General features: G+C 70.6%; 13 protein-coding genes, 1 tRNA gene and 2 pseudogenes. 5 read left to right on the top strand and 11 right to left on the bottom strand.

From position 1 onward, the window contains the following. Positions 1 to 111: 111 nt before the first annotated feature. From E6P78_RS23550 to tyrS, 3 genes are all read left to right on the top strand, one after another. Entirely contained in the window at positions 112 to 1074 is a 963-nt protein-coding gene (locus E6P78_RS23550) for a hypothetical protein (RefSeq protein WP_240799344.1), read from the top strand. Further along, positions 1071 to 1982, top strand: coding sequence for a glycosyltransferase family 2 protein (locus tag E6P78_RS23545; RefSeq protein ID WP_136205610.1), 912 nt, complete (start codon positions 1071 to 1073; stop codon positions 1980 to 1982). Before E6P78_RS23550 ends, E6P78_RS23545 begins: the two co-directional genes overlap by 4 nt. A gap of 97 nt (positions 1983 to 2079) precedes the next feature. Beyond that, positions 2080 to 3483 (top strand): tyrosine--tRNA ligase, encoded by a 1404-nt coding sequence (gene tyrS, locus E6P78_RS23540; RefSeq protein WP_136205609.1) that lies wholly within the window; start codon positions 2080 to 2082, stop codon positions 3481 to 3483. A 98-nt stretch (positions 3484 to 3581) separates the two neighbouring features. On the opposite strand, the pseudogene E6P78_RS23535 reads toward tyrS, so the two are convergent. Beyond that, a pseudogene (locus E6P78_RS23535) lies at positions 3582 to 5090 on the bottom strand (ISL3 family transposase). A gap of 100 nt (positions 5091 to 5190) precedes the next feature. Here E6P78_RS23535 and E6P78_RS23530 point away from each other — a divergent pair. After that, positions 5191 to 6096 (top strand): annotated as a pseudogene (locus tag E6P78_RS23530) (site-specific integrase); the annotation flags it as partial. A 128-nt stretch (positions 6097 to 6224) separates the two neighbouring features. Here E6P78_RS23530 and E6P78_RS23525 read toward each other — a convergent pair. The 10 genes from E6P78_RS23525 to E6P78_RS33585 all read right to left on the bottom strand — a co-directional run bounded on the left by E6P78_RS23525 (position 6225) and on the right by E6P78_RS33585 (position 20495). After that, positions 6225 to 6298 (bottom strand) — tRNA-Thr (locus E6P78_RS23525). Positions 6299 to 6415: 117 nt separating this feature from the next. Further along, positions 6416 to 7966 carry an alpha/beta hydrolase gene (locus E6P78_RS23520; protein ID WP_136205608.1) on the bottom strand — a complete coding sequence of 517 codons (1551 nt, stop codon included), beginning with the start codon at positions 7964 to 7966 and terminating at the stop codon, positions 6416 to 6418. A gap of 128 nt (positions 7967 to 8094) precedes the next feature. Continuing rightward, positions 8095 to 9300 carry a DNA polymerase III subunit delta' gene (locus E6P78_RS23515; RefSeq protein WP_136205607.1) on the bottom strand — a complete coding sequence of 402 codons (1206 nt, stop codon included), beginning with the start codon at positions 9298 to 9300 and terminating at the stop codon, positions 8095 to 8097. Positions 9301 to 9492: 192 nt separating this feature from the next. After that, positions 9493 to 12801: a dTMP kinase gene (gene tmk, locus E6P78_RS23510; protein ID WP_206307894.1), complete on the bottom strand. Its 3309-nt coding sequence runs from the start codon at positions 12799 to 12801 to the stop codon at positions 9493 to 9495. Between the two features lie 458 nt (positions 12802 to 13259). After that, a complete protein-coding gene (gene topA, locus E6P78_RS23505) occupies positions 13260 to 16136 on the bottom strand; it encodes a type I DNA topoisomerase (RefSeq protein ID WP_136205606.1) in 2877 nt (958 codons plus the stop codon). Positions 16137 to 16471: 335 nt separating this feature from the next. Continuing rightward, the gene (locus tag E6P78_RS23500; protein WP_136205605.1) at positions 16472 to 16669 is read right to left on the bottom strand and encodes a hypothetical protein; all 198 of its coding nucleotides are present in this window, start codon (positions 16667 to 16669) and stop codon (positions 16472 to 16474) included. A 194-nt stretch (positions 16670 to 16863) separates the two neighbouring features. Then, complete coding sequence (locus E6P78_RS33600) at positions 16864 to 18390, bottom strand: ABC transporter permease (protein WP_240799343.1); 1527 nt, start codon at positions 18388 to 18390, stop codon at positions 16864 to 16866. Positions 18391 to 19199: 809 nt separating this feature from the next. After that, entirely contained in the window at positions 19200 to 19640 is a 441-nt protein-coding gene (locus tag E6P78_RS33595) for an ABC transporter ATP-binding protein (protein ID WP_240799342.1), read from the bottom strand. A 274-nt stretch (positions 19641 to 19914) separates the two neighbouring features. After that, the gene (locus E6P78_RS33590; RefSeq protein ID WP_240799347.1) at positions 19915 to 20082 is read right to left on the bottom strand and encodes a helix-turn-helix domain-containing protein; all 168 of its coding nucleotides are present in this window, start codon (positions 20080 to 20082) and stop codon (positions 19915 to 19917) included. Between the two features lie 8 nt (positions 20083 to 20090). Continuing rightward, positions 20091 to 20495 carry a hypothetical protein gene (locus tag E6P78_RS33585; protein ID WP_240799349.1) on the bottom strand — a complete coding sequence of 135 codons (405 nt, stop codon included), beginning with the start codon at positions 20493 to 20495 and terminating at the stop codon, positions 20091 to 20093. Here E6P78_RS33585 and E6P78_RS33580 point away from each other — a divergent pair. Next, positions 20484 to 20801: a hypothetical protein gene (locus E6P78_RS33580; RefSeq protein WP_240799341.1), complete on the top strand. Its 318-nt coding sequence runs from the start codon at positions 20484 to 20486 to the stop codon at positions 20799 to 20801. The genes E6P78_RS33585 and E6P78_RS33580 overlap by 12 nt on opposite strands. Positions 20802 to 20811: the final 10 nt, after the last annotated feature.

The following is a 20811-nucleotide window of genomic DNA, read 5'->3' as shown; positions in this document are numbered from 1 at the left end:
TCCAGGGGCCTGCGTGTCGTTCACCTGCCGGCTCGTACCCCGTACGCGTGGAAGCTACAGAGCCCTGACTTCCACATCCTGAACGGGACGGAGATTCCCACGGGCGAGACTGTGCCAGAGGCGGTCAGCACCGCATGGCTCCTCGAACACGGCCCTCTCACGTGGCTCGACGTCCTGCACCTGCACCACATCGACTTCGAGGACATCGCCACCCTGGAGCGCCTGCTCGACGCGTGCCTGGGCTACGGGGTCAACCTGGTCTTCACCGCCCATGACACCCGGCCCATGGTCGGCAACGCCGAAGGCTTCGTCGAGCGGCTGCGGCTGCTCCGGTCTGCCGAGGTCAGCTGGGTCTGTCTCACTGACGGGTCCGTCACGAAGCTGACGGAGGTCCTCGGCGAGCAGGTCACTGCAACGGTCATCCCCCACGGATACGTCGCTGCCCCGGAGTCGCTGGCCGACCTGGAGCGCGAGGCGAGGGACCCGGGGGCCAGGTACCTCATGTTCGGTGCCTCCCGGGCCAGCCGGGACCAGTTGTCCACCATGGCCAACTGGAGCCTGGGGATCACGGATCCCCACAGCACGCTCCACGTCCTCCTGCGCGCGTTCAGCCCTGCGGACTTCGCTGACGCCGGCCGCGCCCCGCTGCTCCTGGAGACGGCCCGGCACGATCCGCGTATCCGCCTCACCATGCGCCCGTATCCCACGGACGACGAAGTGGTCAGAGCCGGGCTGGCTTCGGACTCCCTGCTGCTGCCGTACCTCTGGGGGAGTCACTCCGGGCAGCTGGAACTGGCCTTCGACCTGAACCTGCTTCCGGTCTGCTCCCTCACAGGGCACTTGCCCGAGCAGTACGAGCGGCACAAGGGATTCGTCGAAGAACCTGAATGGTTCGATTGGTCGCAGGGGCATCCCAACCTTTTCGGAGAGAAGTTCCTGACCGCGCTGGAGAACGCGGCAGCGCGGCTCGGCTCCAGGCCGCGCCGCCTCGACCGCGAGTTCCTCGACTACAGGACCCAGGAACACAGGACGATCCTGGACGACTACGCCCGCGTGTACGGGGGTGACCGGTGAGCGCCATTCCGCGTATTTCGTGCGTGATCCTGTGCCACAACTACGGCCGATATCTGGACCAGGCCATAACAAGCTGTCTGGAACAGGAGCCTGGAAACTTCGTCCTTCACGAAATAATCGTCATCGACGACGGATCCAACGACGAAACTGAGGAGGTATGCCGTCGCCACGAAAAGAACGTCAAGGTCATCCGGAGGAGCCAGCAAGGTTTCGGCCAAACCTTGACCGACGCTTTTCTCCTCAGCACAGGCGACTGGGTGGCTCCGCTCGACGCCGATGACTGGTTCCACCCATCGAAGCTCCATACGTGCGCCGAGGCGATGACGGGTGAAACGCTGTTCATCGAGCACTGGGAAGACGTCGTCGACTCAAACGGAAACCCCAAGCTGAAAGATCCGCACCCGGGCGGAAACACAAGCACGTTGGTGGTCCGTCGCGAGGCTGCTCTCAGCCTCCTTCCGGTGAGCAACGAGATCTTCTTCCACGCGCTGCGGGAGGCTGGCCGCGGTGCCGTCCTCCAGGACCCGTTGACCTTCTATCGGGTCCACTCGCACAGCATGACCGACCGAAGTACGCCCGGCCTGTCGCAGGATTATCGGGCCGAGGTGTGTCTGGGACTCTCGGATCGGCTCCGCATGATGGATGGGAACCCTCCCACCTGGGCGACGACTCGCCAGCTCAGGAGGATCTCCCAGCATTTCCGCGTACTCGCTTCCGGGCACAGAGTGGAATCCGCCTTGCAGCGAAAGAAGCACCTCCGCGCCATGATCTTCCTTCCGGGGATGCTCATCGCCACGCTCCGAGCCCGAGACCCAATAGCCCCGTGGCTCCGCTCCCTCTCCAGTACGATCGTGGGCCGGCCGCTGGTACAGCTCTCGACGACCAAGGGAGAGCGGGCTGAACCGTGATCATTTCGGTGATGCGACGGGGGTGGCGATGATAAAATCGCCGCTTCCAATCCCTACTGGTCAGGCCAGTTGTCCGACCCAGGAGCGTATAAGCGCCATGAGCCGTTTGAGCGAGTCTGTCACCCGTGTCATGCACATCCTCGATGGAGCGGACCTGGGCGCGGACTATACGGCCGCGCAGCTGCTCAGCGAGACAACAGCACGGCGCTCCCTGGACCTCTCCGACCTCTCCCCCGAAGAGCAGGCCGCACTGGTCGAGGGGCGTGCGAACCACCTGATCCCCTCGGCCTCGGTACTCGCCGGGAAGATCGAAGCCGCGCAGGCCGCCGGACGCCCGTTCGTCGTCAAGTACGGCATCGACCCGACCTCGCCCGACGTCCACCTGGGCCACGCGGTACCGATCATCATCGCCAGCCGGTTCCAGCGGATGGGCCACCACGTCGTCTTCATCATCGGTGACGTGACGGCCAAGATCGGTGACCCGTCGGGACGGTCCTCGGATCGACCGCCCCTCACCAACGAGGACATCGCCCGCAACCTGAGCGGCTACCAGCAGCAGGTCACGCCGTTCATCGACTTCGAGCGTGCCGACCTGCGCTTCAACGGCGAGTGGCTGAACAAGGTCACCCTGCCGGAGCTCGTCGGGGTTCTTGCCCGGGTACCGGTCTCCATGTCTCTCCAGCGCGAGGACTTCCGCACCCGGCTGGCCGATGGCCATGGACTGTCCGTCGCCGAGTTCGTGTACTCCGTCGTCATGGCCTGGGACTCCGTGGCCATCGACGCCGATGTCGAACTCGGCGGTGTGGACCAGCTGCTGAACCTCCAGATGTGCCGCAAGATCATGGAGATCTCGGAGCAGGACCCCGAGGTCGTCATCACCACCCCGCTCATCGAAGGCACCGACGGCACGGGCACCAAGATGAGCAAGAGCAAGGGCAACTACGTGGGCCTGACGGCGTCGCCTGATGACGTCTACGGCCGCCTGATGTCCATCCCCGACCACCTGACCGAGCCGTACCTCCAGTTGCTCACCGAGTGGACGGACGACGAGATCCGCGTGGTCACCAAGCGTCTGGAGGAGGGGACCGCGCATCCGATGGCGATCAAGCGCATCCTCGCCGGCGAGGTGGTGGCCGCCCTCCACGGCCTGGACGCTGCTGCCGCCGCTCGCGCGGAGTTCACGGCGCGCTTCTCCAAGCGCTCTTTCGCGGACACCCAGAACCTTCCCATCATCTCGCTGAAGGACCACGCCGAGGAAACGCTCGGGGCGCTGATCAGCCGCATGCTGGACTTCGCTCCCAGCATCTCCGCCGTGCGCCGTGTGGCTCAGCAGAAGGGCCTCCGCCTGATCCGCGAGTCGAACGGAGACCAGCAGCCGACGCCACTCCCGGAGGCTTCTGTCCAGCAGACGCTCGGCGAAGTCGTCGGCGAGATCGGCGCGCTCGACGGTGCCGAGCTGTACCTCAAGGTCGGCCGTAAGGTCGCCCGCATCGACGTCTGAGATCAGACGCGGCGCCGACTCACGGTCATGGGTCGGTGTCCCTCGGGACTGTAAAACGTTCGGCCCTGTCTCACATTCGGTGGTGACGGAGAGTGTCGCTATCCGAGGAGGATGCGGTGGGGAAGAAGGGTGAAACCTGCTCGCCCGTGCATCTGGCGGGCGGTCCGCTTGGTCTTGGTGTTGACACCTTCAGTGGGGCCGTTGCTGTACGGAAGTGTGAGCGCGGTGATCACGGCGTCGCGGTCTCGGTCCAGGCCGCGGGGGAAGGCGTGCAGGTGAGGCAGATCGGCTGTGCGGACCTGGGTGATCCAGGGATCGAGCTTGGCGGCATGTTCTGGGCGAGGAGTCAGGAGTTCGGCGAAGTCCCGGATGCAGGCGGTCGGTTGGGTCATCTCAGGGCAGGCGGGGGTGAGCCGGGTCAGAAGATGGCGATTCTCGCTCTTGAGGTTGTCGGGTCGGGTGAGGATCATCCGAGCGAGGCGGCGCGGGGAGATGTGGCTGCGGTCGGCGTCCGCACGGCCCTGGTTGATGTACTTGTGCAGGAGGTTCAGGCAGCCGGTGAATCCGAGGGCCCTGATCTCTTCGAAGAGGTGCTGGGCGGGGACGCCGGGGTCCTCGGCCCGGTGTTTGCGCAGGTGCTCGCGGTAGGGGTCGAGGAGGCTGGCGCGATACTTGGGGACGCGGAGCATGCGCTCGGGCCGGTCGGCTCGCGCGTAGCGTTTGACGGTGTTCAGGGCCAGTTCCAGGCGGCGGGCGCATTCGAGCAGGTCCACGCCCTGATCGAGTGGGCCGTGGACCTGGTGTCAGCGTTCCAGGGTGGTCTGGGCGCGGGGTCCGTCGTAGATAGGCGCGTCCAGTACGGTGGCCCAGCAGGTGCTGTGCGCCTTGACCTCGCTCAAGACGGCTTCGCACAGGTTGTGCCACAGATGCCACCGATCACCGACCTGCGTCGCACGGGGCAGGGCGCGGCGGATGGCCTCGGCGTAGGTCGCGGAGCCGTCGCGGCAGACGACCTCGATGCCTGGATGTTCGCGTAGCCACTCCTCCAGGGTGTCTGCCGTGCGGTCGGGCAGTACGTCGATCCGCTCATGCGTCTCGGCGTCGATGTTCACGGTGGCGTAGCGGTGCCGCCGGCGCGGAGCGAAGTCGTCGACGCCGATCACGCGGGGCGTCCGCCCTGCGGGCGGCGGGATGCGCAACAGGGTACGCAGGGCCGTGTGACGCGAGACGCCCGACGCGGGTATCGCCAGCAAACGTGCCCCCGCCCGGCCCGCTGACTCCTTGACCACGGCCTTGGCTTGCCTGGTCAGGCGGGTGGTGCGTCGCTGGTATCGGTCCAGGACTCCGGGCACCTGCTCGCGGAAGGTATGTCGGCAGCCGCGGGTGGGGCACACCAGACGCCGTACCCGCACACGGACCACCACCCGTCGGCTGTCGATCGGTACGTCAGCCACAGTCCGCCAGTGGTAGCCGTGCACGCGCCCCGACGACGCCCCGCACACTGGGCAGACCGCCGTGTCCTGCGGCGTTCGTGCCCGCACCACGATCCGCTCGCCCTCGTCGGCCACATCCTCGATGACCAGCGGGGACAGACCCGAAAACACCATCTGCACAAGCTCGTTGACATCCTTCACGTGACTATCAACGACCTCCACGACTCTGCGTCACCACCGAATATGAGACAGGGCCGAACGTGTTTGACAGACCCTCATCACGTTCAACCCGGCCGCCCACGTCGAGATCGACCCCGTACGCAAGCCGAAGGCGCTCGTGTGGACGGACGAGAGGGTCGCCAAGTGGGAGCAGACGGGCGAGAAGCCGTCCCCCGTGATGGTCTGGACTCCTCAGCAGACCGGCGCCTTCCTCGACTTCGTCGCCGAGAACCGGCTGTACGCGATGTGGCATCTCATCGCCTTCCGCGGTCTCCGCCGTGGCGAGGCATGCGGGCAGCCGTGGTCGGAGACGAACCTCGACACCCACTCCCTCACTGTCTCCTCCCAACTCGTCCAGGACGGCTGGGAAGTGGAAGCGTCCGACCCCAAGACCGACAGCGGCTCCCGCGTGGTCGCCCTCGACGACGACACCGTCGACGTCCTGAAGCGCCACCGCGAGCGGCAGGACAAGGCACGCGAGGAGTGGGGCACGGCCTGGTTCGAGACCGGCCACGTCTTCACGCAGGAAGACGGCTCCTGGCTCCACCCGGGCAAGGTCACCGACCTCTTCGAACGCCTCGTCGCCGCCTCCGGCCTCCCGCCCATCCGCCTCCACGACCTGCGGCACGGCGCGGCCACCCTCATGCTCGCCGCCGACATCGACATCAAGATCGTGTCGGACACCCTCGGGCACAGCGACACCCGGATCACGCGCGACATCTACCAGAGCGTCCTCCCCCACGTCGGCAAGAGTGCCGCCGAGGCCACCGCGAAGCTCGTGCCTCTCCAGCGCAAGGCCGAGGCCGAGAAGGCCGCGCGCAAGGCCGCGAAAAAGGAGAAAGCCAGGAAGGCTGCGGCCAAGGAGGCCGACGCCGGCAAGGGCGGCAAGCCGAAGAAGGACAAGGCGAAAGCCCAGGCCAAGACCACCAAGAAGGCAACACGCCGCAAGCCCAAGAAGTAGGTCCCCGAGCGGCTCCGCTCACGCATCGCTCACGCAAGCAATCTCGCGGCACCCCGGCCGTGTGACGCGTCGTGCCCCGAGCAAGGAAAAACCCCAGGTCACGGCGAGTGAGTCCTGGGGTTCTTCTGAGCCGCCTTCGGGATTCGAACCCGAGACCTACGCATTACGAGTGCGTTGCTCTGGCCAACTGAGCTAAGGCGGCGCGCCCTGTCCGCACCATGATGCGATCAGCAGCGACGCCAAGTCTACACAGTTTCCGGGGGTGCTCCGCACCAGCCCGCAGCGGCGGCGTATGTGCAGGTCAGGGGCCTGGTGGGGGTCAGGAGCACTTCTTGCCGGCCGGGGGCGGGGTGCCCTCCAGGAGGTACGTGTTGATCGCCGTGTCGATGCAGTCGCTGCCCCGGCCGTACGCGGTGTGGCCGTCGCCCTCGTAGGTGAGGAGGGTGCCCGAGGAGAGCTGGTCCGCCAGGGACTCGGCCCAGGCGTACGGGGTCGCCGGGTCGCGGGTGGTGCCGACCACGACGATGGGGGCGGCGCCCTCGGCCTCGATGCGGTGGGCGGTGCCGGTGGCGGGGACGGGCCAGTAGGCGCAGTTCAGGGCCGCCCAGGCGAAGCCCTCGCCGAAGACCGGGGAGGCCTTCTCGAAGGAGGGGAGGGCCTTGGTGACGGCCTGGGAGGTGGCGAAGGCGGGCGGGAGGTCGAGGCAGTTCACCGCGGCGTTGGCGTACATCAGGTTGGCATACTTACCGCTCGGCTCGCGTTCGTAGTAGCTGTCGGCCAGGGCGAGCAGGCCGGAGCCGTCGTCCGCCTCGGCGGCGGTCAGCGCCTCCCGGAGCTGGGGCCAGGCCGTCTCGTCGTACATGGCGGCGATGACGCCCGTGGTGGCGAGGGATTCCCCGAGTTCGCGGGACTCGCCCGTGGGGATCGGCTCGGCGTCCAGCCTGTTGAACAGCTTCTTCAGCCGGGTCGCCGCGTCGTCGGCGGACGTGGTGCCGAGCGGGCAGTCCGACTTCTTCACGCAGTCCTGCGCGAAGGACTGGAACGCCTTCTCGAACCCCGCCGTCTGGTCCCGGTTCATCTCGATGGACGAGAGCGAGGGGTCCATCGCCCCGTCGAGGACCAGGCGGCCGGTCCGGCCGGGGAACAGCTCCGCGTACGTCGCACCCAGGTACGTCCCGTACGAGGCCCCGACGTAGTTCAAGTGCTCGTCGCCGAGCAGGGCGCGCAGCATGTCCATGTCGCGGGCCGTCTCCACCGTCGAGACGTGCGGCAGGACCTCGCCGGAGCGCTTCTCGCAGCCCGTGGCGAACTTCTTGAAGGCGCCGCTCAGTTTCGTGACCTCCGCGTCGTCGTCCGGGGTCTGGTCGACCTGCGTATAGGCGTCCATCTGGGCACTGGTCAGGCACTCGACGGGCTCGCTGCGCGCCACCCCGCGCGGGTCGATGGCCACCATGTCGTAGCGGGCGCGCACCTGGGCCGGGTAGCCGATCGCCGCGTAGCCCTGGAGATAGCCGATGGCCGATCCGCCGGGGCCGCCCGGGTTCACCAGGAGGGAGCCGATCCGCTTGCCGGGGCCGGTCGCCTTCTTCCGCGAGACCGCGAGCTTGATGTCGCCGCCGTCCGGCTTCGCGTAGTCGAGCGGCGCCTTCATCGTCGTGCACTGGAATCCGCTCACCCCACAGTCCCGCCAACTGAGGTGCTGCGCGTAGAACGGCTTCAGGGCCGCCGGCACGGCCGAGGGAGAGGCGGAGGCCGACTGCTCGGGGGACGAGGCACCCGAAGACGAGCTTCCACTGCTGCACCCTGAGATGAGCAGGCCGGCAGTGCCGAGCGCGAGGGCGAAGGTGCGGAACGGGCGCCTGGTGTCCATGCCCGGAGCGTAGCCGCCACCCCGCCGCTCGCCCGATTCCCTGCTCTTTCGGGTGATTCGGCGGACGAACCGGCACTGTCGGCGGCGGGGGTCGTGACGCCCGCCGCTGACTCCGGCCCGGCTCGGCCTCAGCCCGCGCGCAAGGCCATCGTCATCGCCTCAACCGCCAGCAGCGGCGCCACATTGCGGTCCAGGGCGCGGCGGCAGGCCGACACCGCCTCGATCCGGCGCAGCGTGCGCTCGGGGGTGGACGAGCGGGCGACGCGGTCCAGGGAGTCCTGGGCGTCGGCGTTGGCTATGGCGATCCGCGAGCCGAACTGAAGGGCGAGCACATCGCGGTAGAAGCCGGTCAGCTCGGTGAGCGCCAGGTCGAGGCTGTCGCGCTGGGTACGGGTCTTGCGGCGCTTCTGCTTGTCCTCCAGCTCCTTCATCACCCCCGCCGTGCCGCGCGGCATCCGCCCCCCGGCGGCGGCACCCAGCGCCGCCTTCATGTCTTCCGTCTCCTTGACGTCGATCTCCTCGGACGCCTGCTTCGCGTCATCGGTCGCCGTGTCGATGAGCTCCTGCGCCGCCTTGAGACAGCCCCCGATGTCCTCGACGCGCAGCGGAAGCTTCAGCACCGCGGCCCGGCGCGCCCGGGCCCGTTCGTCGGTGGCCAGGCGGCGTGCCCTGCCGATATGGCCCTGGGTGGCGCGGGCGGCGGCCGCGGCCCGCTCCGGATCGATGCCGTCCCGCCGGATCAGGACGTCGGCGACCGCGTCGACCGGCGGCGTACGGAGTGTGAGGTGGCGGCACCGGGACCGGATCGTCGGCAGCACGTCCTCCAGCGAGGGCGCGCACAGCAGCCACACCGTGCGCGGCGCGGGCTCCTCGACCGCCTTCAGGAGTACGTTGCCCGCGCCCTCGGTGAGGCGGTCGGCGTCCTCCATGACGATGACCTGCCAGCGCCCGACGGCCGGCGAGAGCTGGGCGCGGCGCACCAGCTCCCGGGTCTCCTTCACACCGATGGAGAGCAGGTCGGTCCGGATCACGTCGACATCGGCGTGCGTACCGATGAGGCTGGTGTGGCAGCCGTCGCAGAAGCCGCAGCCCGGAGCCCCGCCCAGGGCGCGGTCCGGGCTGGTGCACTGCAGGGCGGCGGCGAACGCCCGGGCGGCGGTGGACCGCCCGGAGCCCGGCGGGCCGGTGAACAGCCAGGCGTGCGTCATCTTCGATCCGGGCGGCACCGGCTCCCCCGCGGAGTTGGCGGTGACCAGCACGTCGGCATCCCGGGCGGCGGCACCGAGCTGCTCCTGCACCCGGTCCTGGCCGACCAGGTCGTCCCATACGGACATGGGTCACCGTCCTTCAGGCATCTGCGGTCGCGCCACCGTCCGTGGGGCGGCGGCGCGACCATGTGTGGCTCTCGTCGATCCGGCTTCCCATTGTGGGGGACGGGTCTGACAATGCGGACGCCGATGGCCCCGCACCCGTTCACGGGCGGGACCATCGGCGTATCCGGTCTCGGTGTCGTACCCGGTGTCCGGTCAGCGGCGCGGCCGTCGTCCCCGGCCGCCCGAGGACTCCGGGCCCTCGTCGTCATGACCGCCCAGCAGCTCGTCGGCCAGGCTGGGCAGGTCGTCCAACGGGGTCTCCTCCGCCCAGTCGGGGCGGGGCCGCCGGGGCCGGCGGGAGCGCGGCTGCTGGTTCTCGGCCTGCCGCGGGTCCGCGTGCGGATCGGTGATCTGCGGCAGCTCGCGGGTGCGCTCGTTCTCACCCTCCGCCGCGGAGCCGGCCGGGCGCTCGTCCCGGAAGATGCCGCGCGGCACCCGGTCGGCGGGGTCGGAGGCCCGTGCGCCGCCGCGGCCGGAGCCCCGGCCCGTACCCCGTCCGTGGTCCTCACCCGCGTCCCGCACCGCCGGGAGCACCGTCGTCTCGTCGGCGGAGCCGGGGGGCTCGGTCGTGTCCGAGAACTTCGGGAGCATCGTCGTCTCGGCCTCGTCCGACGGCCGGTCCGGCCGGTCCGGCCGGTCCACCGGGGAGGGCACCGGCTGAGTGACCTCGTTCGGGTTGACGTTCGGGCTGACGATCGGGGTGGGCACCGTCAGCTCACTGTCGGGAGCGGACGGCGAGGAGTCCCGGGAGTTCCGGTCCTCGGCCTCCTGCCGCAGCCGGGCCTCCTCCTCGCGAGCGGCCTGTGCACGAGCCCGCTCCGCAGCGGCTTCCGCCTCGGCCCGTGCCTCCGCTTCCGCCTGGCGGCGGGCGGCCTCGGCGCGCAGCAGGGCCTCCTCGGCCTTGCGCTGCTTCTCCAGCCGCTTGGCCTCGGCCTCCTGCCGCAGCCGGGCCTGTTCCTCCGCCTGGCGGCGCAGCCGGGCCTGTTCGGCCTCGTAGGCCGCCTCCTCGGCCTCGCGGCGGGCCCGCTCCTCCTCGGCGACCCGGCGGGCCTCCTCGGCACGCTGCCGGGCTTCCTCCTCGGCGACCCGGCGGGCTTCCTCCGCACGCTGCCGGGCTTCCTCCTCCTGCCGTTCGGCCTCGCGGCGGCGGGCTTCCTCCTCCTCGCGGCGCTTGCGCTCCTCCTCCTCGGCGCGGAGTTTGGCGAGCTGCTCCTGCCGTTCGCGCTCCAGGCGCTCTTCCTCCGCCTTGCGCGCGGCCTCCTCCTCGGCGCGGCGCCTGGCCTCCTCCTCGGCGGCCTTGCGGGCCTCCTCACGGGCCTTGATCTCGGCCTCGGAGAGTGGCAGGAGCCGGTCGAGCCGGTGGCGTACGACTGTGGTGATCGACTCCGGGTCCTGGCCGGCGTCCACCACGAGGTAGCGCGTCGGGTCGGCTGCGGCCAGCGTCAGGAAGCCGGAGCGCACGCGGGCGTGGAACTCGGGCGGCTCGGACTCCAGCCGGTCGGGCGCCTCGGTGAACCGTTCCCTCGCGGTCTCCGGGTCGACGTCCAGGAGCACCGTCAGGTGCGGGACGAGTCCGCTCGTCGCCCAGCGCGAGATCCGGGCGATCTCGGTCGGCGCCAGGTCGCGGCCCGCGCCCTGGTAGGCGACGGACGAGTCGATGTAGCGGTCGGAGATGACGATCGCGCCGCGTTCCAGGGCCGGGCGGACGACCGCGTCGACGTGCTCGGCGCGGTCGGCGGCGTACAGCAGGGCCTCGGCCCGGTTGGAAAGACCGGCCGACGACACGTCGAGCAGGATGGAGCGCAGCCGCTTGCCGACGGGGGTCGCACCCGGCTCGCGGGTGACGACGACCTCGTGGCCCTTGGCCCGTATCCACCCGGCGAGCGCCTCGACCTGTGTGGACTTGCCCGCTCCGTCGCCGCCCTCCAGGGCGAGGAAGAAGCCGGTCGTGGCGGGGGCGACCGCCGGGTCGCCGCCGCGCAGCGCCTCGCGCAGGTCGCGCCGCAGCGGTACGCCGGAGCGGTCGTCCGTCTTCGCGAGGACGATCGCGGCGACCGGCAGCAGCAAGGCGCCGACCAGCATCAGCGTGAACGCCGCGCCGCCGTGGGCGAAGACGAAGTCGCCCACGGTCAGCCGGTGGGTGCCGATGGCCGCGGCCACCAGGGGGCCGCCGACCGCACCGAGTGCGATCAGGACCCGGACGACGGCCTGGAGGTGTTCGGTGGTCCTGGCCCGGCGGGTTTCCTCGGTCTCCTGGTCGACGAGGACATGACCGGTGTTCGCGGCGACGCCCGCCGCGTACCCGGCGAGTACGGCGAGCAGGACGACGGTCGCGGTGTCGGGCACCAGGCCCATCGCGAGGAGGGCGATGCCCGTGACGGCGGTGGCCAGCGAGAGCAGCCGCCGCCGCGACAGGGTCGGCAGCACCTTCTGCGCGGTACGGATACCGACGCCGGTGCCGCCGGTCAGGGCGAGGATCAGCAGTGCGAGGGTGACGGGACCGCCGCCGAGATCGGTGGCGTGCAGCACGGCGACCGCCGCCGCCGCGGCGATGACCCCGGCGACGGCCGCGCAGGTGGCGACGATCAGCGGGATGGCACCGGTGCGGCCCTTGTCGGGGCCGTTCCCCGTCGACGGCCGCCGCAATCCTTCGAGCGGCGAGCGCGGGCGGGGCGTCTGCGTACCGGGCAGTTCCAGGAAGTACAGGGTGGAGATGGAGGCGGAGAACAGCCCGGCCGCGACGTACGAGCCGAGGGCCGCCTGGTGGAAGGAGAACCAGTCGAGGCCGGAGCCCAGCAGGTTGCCGATGACCGTGGCGACCAGCAGGACGGCCGCGGCGACCGGAACGGCCGCGAAGTCCGTACGCAGGGAGAGCCGGCGCAGTGTGTCCAGGTGGTCCGGCAGCGGGCGCACGGCGGCGCCCTCGATCGGCGGGGCGGGCAGCAGCGCGGGGGCCGCGCTCTCCTTGGCGACCGTCCACAGGCGTTCGGCGGCGCCGGTCACGAAGACGGTGACGAGGATCAGCGTGAGCGCGTTGGCGGGCGTCCAGTCGATCCACAGCGGCGCGACGACCAGCAGCGCGAGCCGCAGCCCGTCGGCACCGATCATCAGCCATCGCCGGTCGAGCGGCCCGCCCGGCGCGGTCAGGGTCGTCAACGGCCCCAGGAGTACGGCTCCGAAGAGCAGGGTGGAAATAATCCGGGCCCCGAACACAGCGGCGACGGCAAAGGCCGCCCCGCGGTATCCGGTCCCGAATGAGCCCTCGATGACCGCCGCTTGCAGCGACAGCAACACCAGCACGAGAAGGGCGAGTGCATCGCCGGTACTGCCGACGAGCTGGGCGCTCCACAACCGCTTCAGCGGGGGAACACGCAACAGGGCTCGTACGGCGCGCTCGCGTGAGTCTGCGGCAAGTGTGTCGGAGGTGGGGCTCACGACCGTAGGCTGCTCGGCTCGCGTCATCCGCCCAGCCTATCGGGACGGTCCCGCTACCCGTGTCCCGCATCCGAACATACGCCCACAACCACCCCCGAACCGCTGCCCGACCACCCCCACCAGGCACATCACCCCAGCCCGGCCAGCGCTCTACTCCCCAGCCCCGCCGACGCCCCACTCCCCAACCCCGCCGACGCCTTGCTTTCCAGCCCCGCCGACGTTGGAGGCGCGGAGCCCGGGGCAGAGCCCCACCCACCAGCCCCGCCGACGCCCCACTCCCCAACCCCGCCGGCGCATTGTTTTCCAGCCCCGCCGGCGTTTGAGGCGCGGGGCCCGGGGCAGAGCCCCGGTTACGGGAAGGGGCGGGGAGGGGACAAGCCCGCCGCAGGCGCCCACCCCCCGAAGCCCCCAGCCTCAAAGGGCCGCAGGGCCCCAGGACACTCAGAGGGCCAGGGCCTGGGCCAGGGCCCAGAAGGCCCCAGGACTCAGTCCTCCGCCCCCGCCCCCGAAGCCGCCGACTTCTTGGCCACAGCCTTCTTCGCCCCAGCAGCAGTCTTCTTCGCAGCCCCGGCCGTCTTCTTGGCGGCCCCAGCCGTCTTCTTCGCCGCGGTCTTCTTCGCGGCCCCCGCCGCCTTCTTCGCAGGAGCCTTCTTCGCCGCGGCCTTCTTCGCCGTCTTCTTCTTCGCCGGCCCCTTGGCCCGCTTCTCGGCGAGGAGCTCGTATCCGCGCTCCGGCGTGATGTCCTCGACGCTGTCGTCGGTGCGCAGCGTCGCGTTCGTCTCGCCGTCGGTGACGTACGCGCCGAAGCGCCCGTCCTTCACGACGACCGGCGACCCGCTCACCGGGTCGGTGCCCAGCTCCTTCAGCGGCGGCTTGGCCGCGGCCCGCCCCCGCTGCTTAGGCTGCGCGTAGATGGCGAGGGCCTCTTCGAGCGTGATGTCGAAGATCTGGTCCTCGGAGGTGAGCGACCGCGAGTCCGTGCCCTTCTTCAGGTACGGGCCGTAGCGGCCGTTCTGCGCGGTGATCTCGACGCCCTCGGCGTCCTCGCCGACGACTCGCGGCAACGACATCAGCTTGAGCGCGTCGGCCAGCGTCACCGTGTCGAGCGTCATCGACTTGAAGAGCGAGGCGGTCCGCGGCTTCACCGCGTTCTTGCCGGTCTTCGGCGTGCCCTCGGGCAGCACCTCGGTGACGTACGGCCCGTAACGCCCGTGCTTGGCGACGATCTGGTTCCCGCTCACCGGGTCCGCGCCGAGCTCGAAGTCACCGCTCGGCTTGGCCAGCAGCTCCTCCGCGTACTCGACGGTCAGCTCGTCGGGCGCCAGGTCATCGGTGATGTCCGCCTTCTGGTAGCCCTCGGCGTCCTTCTCGCCCCGCTCGATGTACGGGCCGTACTTGCCGACGCGGAGCTTGATGCCGTTGCCGACGGGGAAGGAGGAGATCTCCCGGGCGTCGATCGCGCCGAGGTCGGTGACGAGCTCCTTGAGCCCGCCGAGGTGGTCGCCGTCGCCGTTGCCCGCGTCGGAGGCCGCACCGGCACCGGCCGCGCCGTCCCCGTCCTGCGCGCCGAAGTAGAACCGCCTCAGCCACGGCACGGACTGGGCCTCACCGCGTGCGATGCGGTCGAGGTCGTCCTCCATGCGGGCCGTGAAGTCGTAGTCCACGAGCCGGCCGAAGTGCTTCTCCAGCAGGTTGACCACGGCGAAGGACAGGAACGACGGCACGAGGGCCGTGCCCTTCTTGAACACGTAGCCGCGGTCGAGGATCGTCCCGATGATCGACGCGTACGTCGACGGGCGGCCGATCTCGCGCTCTTCGAGCTCCTTGACCAGCGAGGCCTCGGTGTAACGAGCCGGCGGCTTCGTCGCGTGGCCGTCGACCGAGAGCTCGTCGGCGGACAGCGCGTCGCCCTCGGCGACCTGCGGCAGCCGCCGCTCGCGGTCGTCGAGCTCGGCGTTCGGGTCGTCGGCGCCTTCGACGTAGGCCTTCATGAAGCCGTGGAAGGTGATCGTCTTACCGGACGCGGAGAACTCGGCGTCCCTGCCGTCGCTCGCCCGGCCGCCGATCTTGACGGTGACGGAGTTGCCGACCGCGTCCTTCATCTGGGAGGCGACGGTCCGCTTCCAGATCAGCTCGTAGAGCCGGAACTGGTCGCCGGTGAGGCCGGTCTCGGCAGGCGTGCGGAAGCGGTCGCCGGAGGGGCGGATCGCCTCGTGCGCCTCCTGCGCGTTCTTGACCTTGCCGGCGTACGTGCGCGGCTTGTCGGGCAGGTAGTTCGCCCCGTACAGCTGCGTGACCTGCGCCCGGGCCGCGGCGATCGCGGTGTCCGAGAGGGTCGTGGAGTCCGTACGCATATAGGTGATGAAGCCGTTCTCGTACAGCTTCTGCGCGACCTGCATGGTCGCCTTCGCCCCGAAGCCCAGCTTCCGGCTCGCCTCCTGCTGGAGGGTCGTCGTACGGAAGGGCGCGTACGGGGAGCGGCGGTACGGCTTCGACTCGACGGACCGCACGGCGAACGCGGAGTCGGCGAGCGCGGCGGCCAGGGCGCGGGCGTTCGCCTCGTCCAGGTGCAGCGTCTGGCCGGAGGCGGACTTGAGCTGCCCGTCCGGACCGAAGTCGCGGCCCTGGGCGATCCGGCGTCCGTCGACGGCGCTGAGCCGGGCCGTGAACGTCGAGGGGTCGGAGGCGTCGCCGCCCCGCCCGGTGGCGAAGGTGCCGGTCAGGTCCCAGTACTCGGCGGATCGGAAGGCGATGCGCTCGCGCTCCCGCTCGACGACGAGCCGGGTGGCGACGGACTGGACGCGGCCGGCGGACAGCCGCGGCATGACCTTCTTCCACAGGACCGGCGAGACCTCGTAGCCGTAGAGGCGGTCGAGGATGCGGCGGGTCTCCTGGGCGTCGACCATGCGCTGGTTCAGCTCGCGCGGGTTGGCGACGGCGGCCCGGATCGCGTCCTTGGTGATCTCGTGGAAGACCATCCGGTGGACCGGGACCTTGGGCCGCAGGACTTCCTGCAGGTGCCACGCGATGGCTTCGCCCTCGCGGTCCTCATCGGTGGCGAGGAAGAGTTCGTCGGACTCGGCCAGCAGCTGCTTCAGCTTCCTGACCTGGGCCTTCTTGTCGGCGTTGACGACGTAGATCGGCTGGAAGTCGTGCTCGACGTCCACGCCGAGCCGACGCACCTCGCCGGTGTACTCGTCCGGCACCTCGGCGGCGCCGTTCGGGAGGTCGCGGATGTGCCCGACGCTCGCCTCGACGACGTATCCGGGGCCGAGATAGCCCTTGATCGTCTTCGCCTTGGCAGGCGACTCGACGATGACGAGTCGGCGGCCGCCCTGTGCGGTCTCGCTGGTCGGGGACAACTTCGCTCTTCTCTCCGGTCGACGCTCGGTGGGCATCAGGGCAGCGCAGGGGCGCTGCCGACAGTGCTGTCGCTGCGGAGTGTGACGGTACAACCCGCCCCCGTGTCAAACGGCAAAAGCCCGCAACGGCCACTCGAACGGTAACCCGACTTCCGCCATTCCTGCCGCCCGGCCCGCTCGGTCCGCCGTGTGCAGGGTCACTGCCTGCGGGTTTCGGAGCCACCTCGGCCGCCCTGCGGGGGCCGGGGAGGAGGGGCGGGACGCCCGGGCGTGTTCCGGCGGCCGGAGGAGCGCCGCCGCCGGGGCGGGTCCGGGAGCGCGGTGCGGGCGCGGACTCAGACGTGGCCGAAGCACCACACCCCGAGGACGAGGAAAAGTACGCCGAACACAGTGGCGAGTGCGGTGGAGACGGCGGGGCTCACCCGGTACACCACCGGCGCGCGGTGCAGCACGCGCGCCCCCGTCCACAGCAGCAGTGCCGCACCGAACAGCGCGAACGCCGTCCCGGCGAACACAGCGGGTCCTCTCTCCATCCCGTACGCCTCCCTCTCCCCCTGATCCCCTGGCTTGGCTTCTCGTTCCTGGGTTCGCAGGGAGGCTCCCACCACGGAACGTCGCGAACGCCAACGCCTGGTGAACAGCGGAGGCTTTCGGAGCGCAGCGAAGGAACGGGCCCCGGCGCCCCGACCATGGCCGAACTCACACCGGGCCCTTCACGCCGCACCGCTCACATCACGTCGAGCGTCGCGCGCCGCCTGCTCCCCCGTTCGAACACCGCGAGGAGCACGACGGCGAGCAGCGCGTTCCCCGTCCCCGTCGCCAGCTCGGCCGCGACGCCCCGGCCGTCGAACCCGGCCCCGGCGGACAACTGACGTGCCGCGTCGGCGGCGTGAGTCAGCGGCAGTACGTCCCCGAGGGCGCGCATCCACCCCGGCAGGGTCTGCCGGGGCACGTTGGCACCGGTCAGAAGCAGGAGCACGGAGCTGGCCACGTTCGATACGAGGAAGACGTCGCGGAACCGCAGCCCCAGCGCCCCCAGCGCCCCCAGCGCCAGGCCGAAGGCGGAACACCCCGCGGCGGCGGCGAGCAGCACCGCTCCGAGCCCCGGCAGAGCCGCAACCGGAATGCGCAGACCGAGGAGGAGGCAGGCGGCGGAGAGCGTGAAGACACTGATGACGAGGCCGTTCAGCACATACGGGAGCGCGCGTCCGAACCAGAGCGGAGCCCGGTTCCGAGGGCTGAGCAGCACCGCGCCGAGCGTCCCGTACGGCCGCTCGTTGGCAACGGCCATCGTCCCGCCGTAGACGCAGGCGGTCGACGCGGAGATCACGGCGTTGCCGAGCAGATAGAACTGGTCGTCGGCGATCTGGAGCTGCCGACCCAGGAAGACGAAGAAGAGGAGTTGCAGCAACGGGCCGACGAGCAGGGTGCCGATGAACATGGGCGGCGTCGTCCAGTTGAAGAGCGCCCGGTAGGACAGGGCGCCACCGATCACGACGAGCCGCCACGCGGAAACGATCCGGCGGTAGAGGCTCGGGGCGTGATCCGGGGTGTGGGGCGGGGCTCCGTGTGCGGTGTACGGGCGGGCATGCGGGCAACTCCTGGGGTGGGACCGGGCTGGACCGGACTGGACTTCTAGGTATTCGGGGCGGGTGTCAGGCCAGGGAGAGGGTCGCGGCGGCCCTCGCACGCTGTTCGACCCTCCCCAGAACGAGGACGGCGAGCAGCGCGTACAGCGCGCCGAGCGCGAGGGCCACGCCCATGGGGACCAGCACCTCACCGGCTCCCGAGCTGCCGGAGGCCGCCGCGTGCACCGCGCGGGAGCCCCAGTGGTGGGGAGCGCCCAGGAAATCGGACGCGTCCAGTCCGGCAGCACGGTAACGGGCACGAGCATCCCGGACAGCAGCCACACGGGCGCGTCCAGCGGGTTGGCCAGCGCGTTCGCGTTGCGCAGCAGCACGAACGTCGCGGCGAGCAGCAGCCCCGTCATCCCGAGCGAGAGCACGCAGACCGGGACGGCGACCAGGCAGAGCACCGGATGCGCGCAGTCGAGCGGCACGTCGAACAGCACGGCGCCCCAGATCACCGTCGCGCCCATGGCGTACGTGCCGATGACGGCGGTGGCCAGGGTGATGGGCAGCAGGACGAGGGAGAGCGAGGTGGGAGAGGCGACGAGCGTCTCCAGCGTGCCGAGCCAGCGCTGGTTCTGTACGGCTCCGCCCGACCCGAAGAGCGCCGAGGACCAGATGCCCATCAGCCCGGCGCCGACCCGCCGTGAGCAGCCGGTCGGGGTCGTCGGCGGCGCGGAAGAGGTAGACGGAGAGGGTCGCGTACACCAGGGGTACGAGGACGGCGAAGGTGATTTCGAGCGGTGAACGGCTCATGTACGAGACGTGCGTACGCACGCCGACGAGGATCAGGCGCAAGGCCCTGCCGAGGCTCATGCCACAACCTCGCCGTCGACAACCCCGCCGTCGACCCGCCCGACCTCCGCGGCCTCCGAGGCCTCCGAGGCCTCCGCGGCCTCCGCATCAGCTGCCTCGGCGGCTTCCGCGTACGCGCCTCGGCCGACTCGTGGGCCTTGCCCGGATCGGGGGCCTTGCTCGGATCGGGTGCCCTGCCCGCCCCAGGTGTCGCACGCGCCTCGGACGCCATGCTCGCCTCGGATGTCGCATCCGCCCCGGGTGTCGCATCCGCACCGGATGTCGCATCCGCCTCCTCGACAATCGCGATGTAGGCGTCCTCCAGCGTGGGTTCGCGGGTGACGACCCGTCCGACCCGGACCCCGTCGAGCTCGGCCAGCACCTGGGCGTGCAGGTCCGCGCCGGGCTCCGTCTGCACGATGACGGCCTGTCGGCTCCCCCGGTCCTCGGCGGCCACCCCGTGCACGCCCGCCACGGCACGGATGCGTTCGAGGTGGTCCTCGCCCGCCCCGTACGCCTCGACCTCCAGGATGTCGCGTTCCTGGACGCGCGACTTGAGCCGGTCCGGCGTGCCCAGGGCCCGGATGGTGCCGCCCGCAATGACCGCGATCCGGTCGCTCAAATCGTCCGCCTCCGCCATCTAATGCGTGGTCAGGAGCACGGTGGTGCCGGCGGCCCGCAGATCGGCGACGGTACGGCGCAGATCGCGCGCCGCCACCGGGTCCACGCCGCTCGACGGTTCGTCGAGGAACAGGACATCGGGCCGGTGCAGCAGGCCGCGCGCGATGTGCAGCCGCTGCCGCATGCCCCGCGAGTACCCCTCGACGCGCTCCTTCTCCCGCCCGGCAAGACCGACCAGATCGAGCAGTTCGGCGATCCGCCGCTTCTGGTCACGCGGCTCGACGCCGTACAGCTCGGCGAAGTAGCGCAGGTTGTCGAGGGCGGAGAGCCGGTCGTACAGGCCCCGGTCGCCGCCGAAGACGTAGCCGATCCTGCGGCGTACGGCGACGGGGTCGGACGCCACGTCGTGCCCCAGCACCCGGGCCGTGCCGGAGGTGGGCAGCAGCAGGGTGTTGAGCATCTTGATGGTGGTGGTCTTGCCGCGCCGTTGGGCCCGAGGAGGCCGAAGAGTTCGCCGCGCGCCACCTCGAAGGTGAAACCGCGCACGGCTTCGGTCTCGGTGCGGCGCGGACGCAGGAAGCCGGTCCGGCTGGTGTAGGTGCGGCGCAGGTTCTTCGCCTCGATCGCAAGCAGGGCGCGGACGCTGGGCCCGGCCCTGCCACCCCCGCCATCAATTCGGAGCCGCCCGAATCGTCCGGCCCGCCCTCAGCCCCCTTCCGCCTGGTCCGCGCCCCTCAGGACACCGCGCGCAGCACGTCCTCCCCTGACAGCAGCGCGAGGAGGGCGCGCCCGCTGTCGGTGAGCTGGTAGTACACGCTGCGCCCGATCCGGTGGCGGGTGACGACATCCGCGCCGGCGAGGACGGACAGGTGCTCCGAGACCGTGCTCGGCGCGAGCCCCAGCCGGTCGGCTATCCCGGCCGTGGTGAACGGCCGCCGAGCTGCCGCAGGACCGGTGCGCGGCCCCGCCCCAGCAGCAGCCCGAGCCGGTCGCCGCTGTCGGCCCGTTCTGCGGGCCGTTCGCGCAAGGCGCCCGCACCACGGGCCTGGAAGGACACCATCAGTACGTCGGGGTCGTCGGTGGAGCAGAGCCGGCAGCCCTCCGCGAAGACGAGGGGTACGAGCAGCAGGCGTCGCTCCCCCGCCCGGTACTCCGCGTCGATGTGCTTCGTCAGCTCCAGGACGGGCGGCTCCCATTTGGCCCGGCTCTCCAGCTCGGTGAAGAGCGCGTCCACACCCTCGGTGGTGAAGGTGTGGGCCCGTATGAGCACCTCGTCCTCGACCAGGCGGCGCATGACGGGCCAGTGAGCGGCCATCGCCCCTTCCCAGTACGCGGCATACGCATCGGCGAGCGCCCCGCAGGCGGCCTCGGGATCGACGAGGTACGGGCGCACGTGCGGGTGGTCCTGGAGCCCCGGATAGTGCTCGGCGACTCCGGCCCGTACGACGTCGGCCGGGGTGGCCCGGATGGTGTCGAGCTCGGTCTCGACGGACGCTGCTCCGACCGGCCGGGGCAGCAGGAAGTCCGGGAACTGGTGGGGCCGTCGATCAACAGCCGGAGCGCATGCGTCCGGTCGTCCTCGCGCAGCACCTCGCGGGCCCGCACCACCCATTCCTCGTAGGGACGGGAGG

This window comes from Streptomyces sp. A0958 (genome assembly GCF_004795035.1).
Lineage (GTDB): Bacteria > Actinomycetota > Actinomycetes > Streptomycetales > Streptomycetaceae > Streptomyces.
This window is presented reverse-complemented; position numbering and strand designations above follow the sequence as displayed.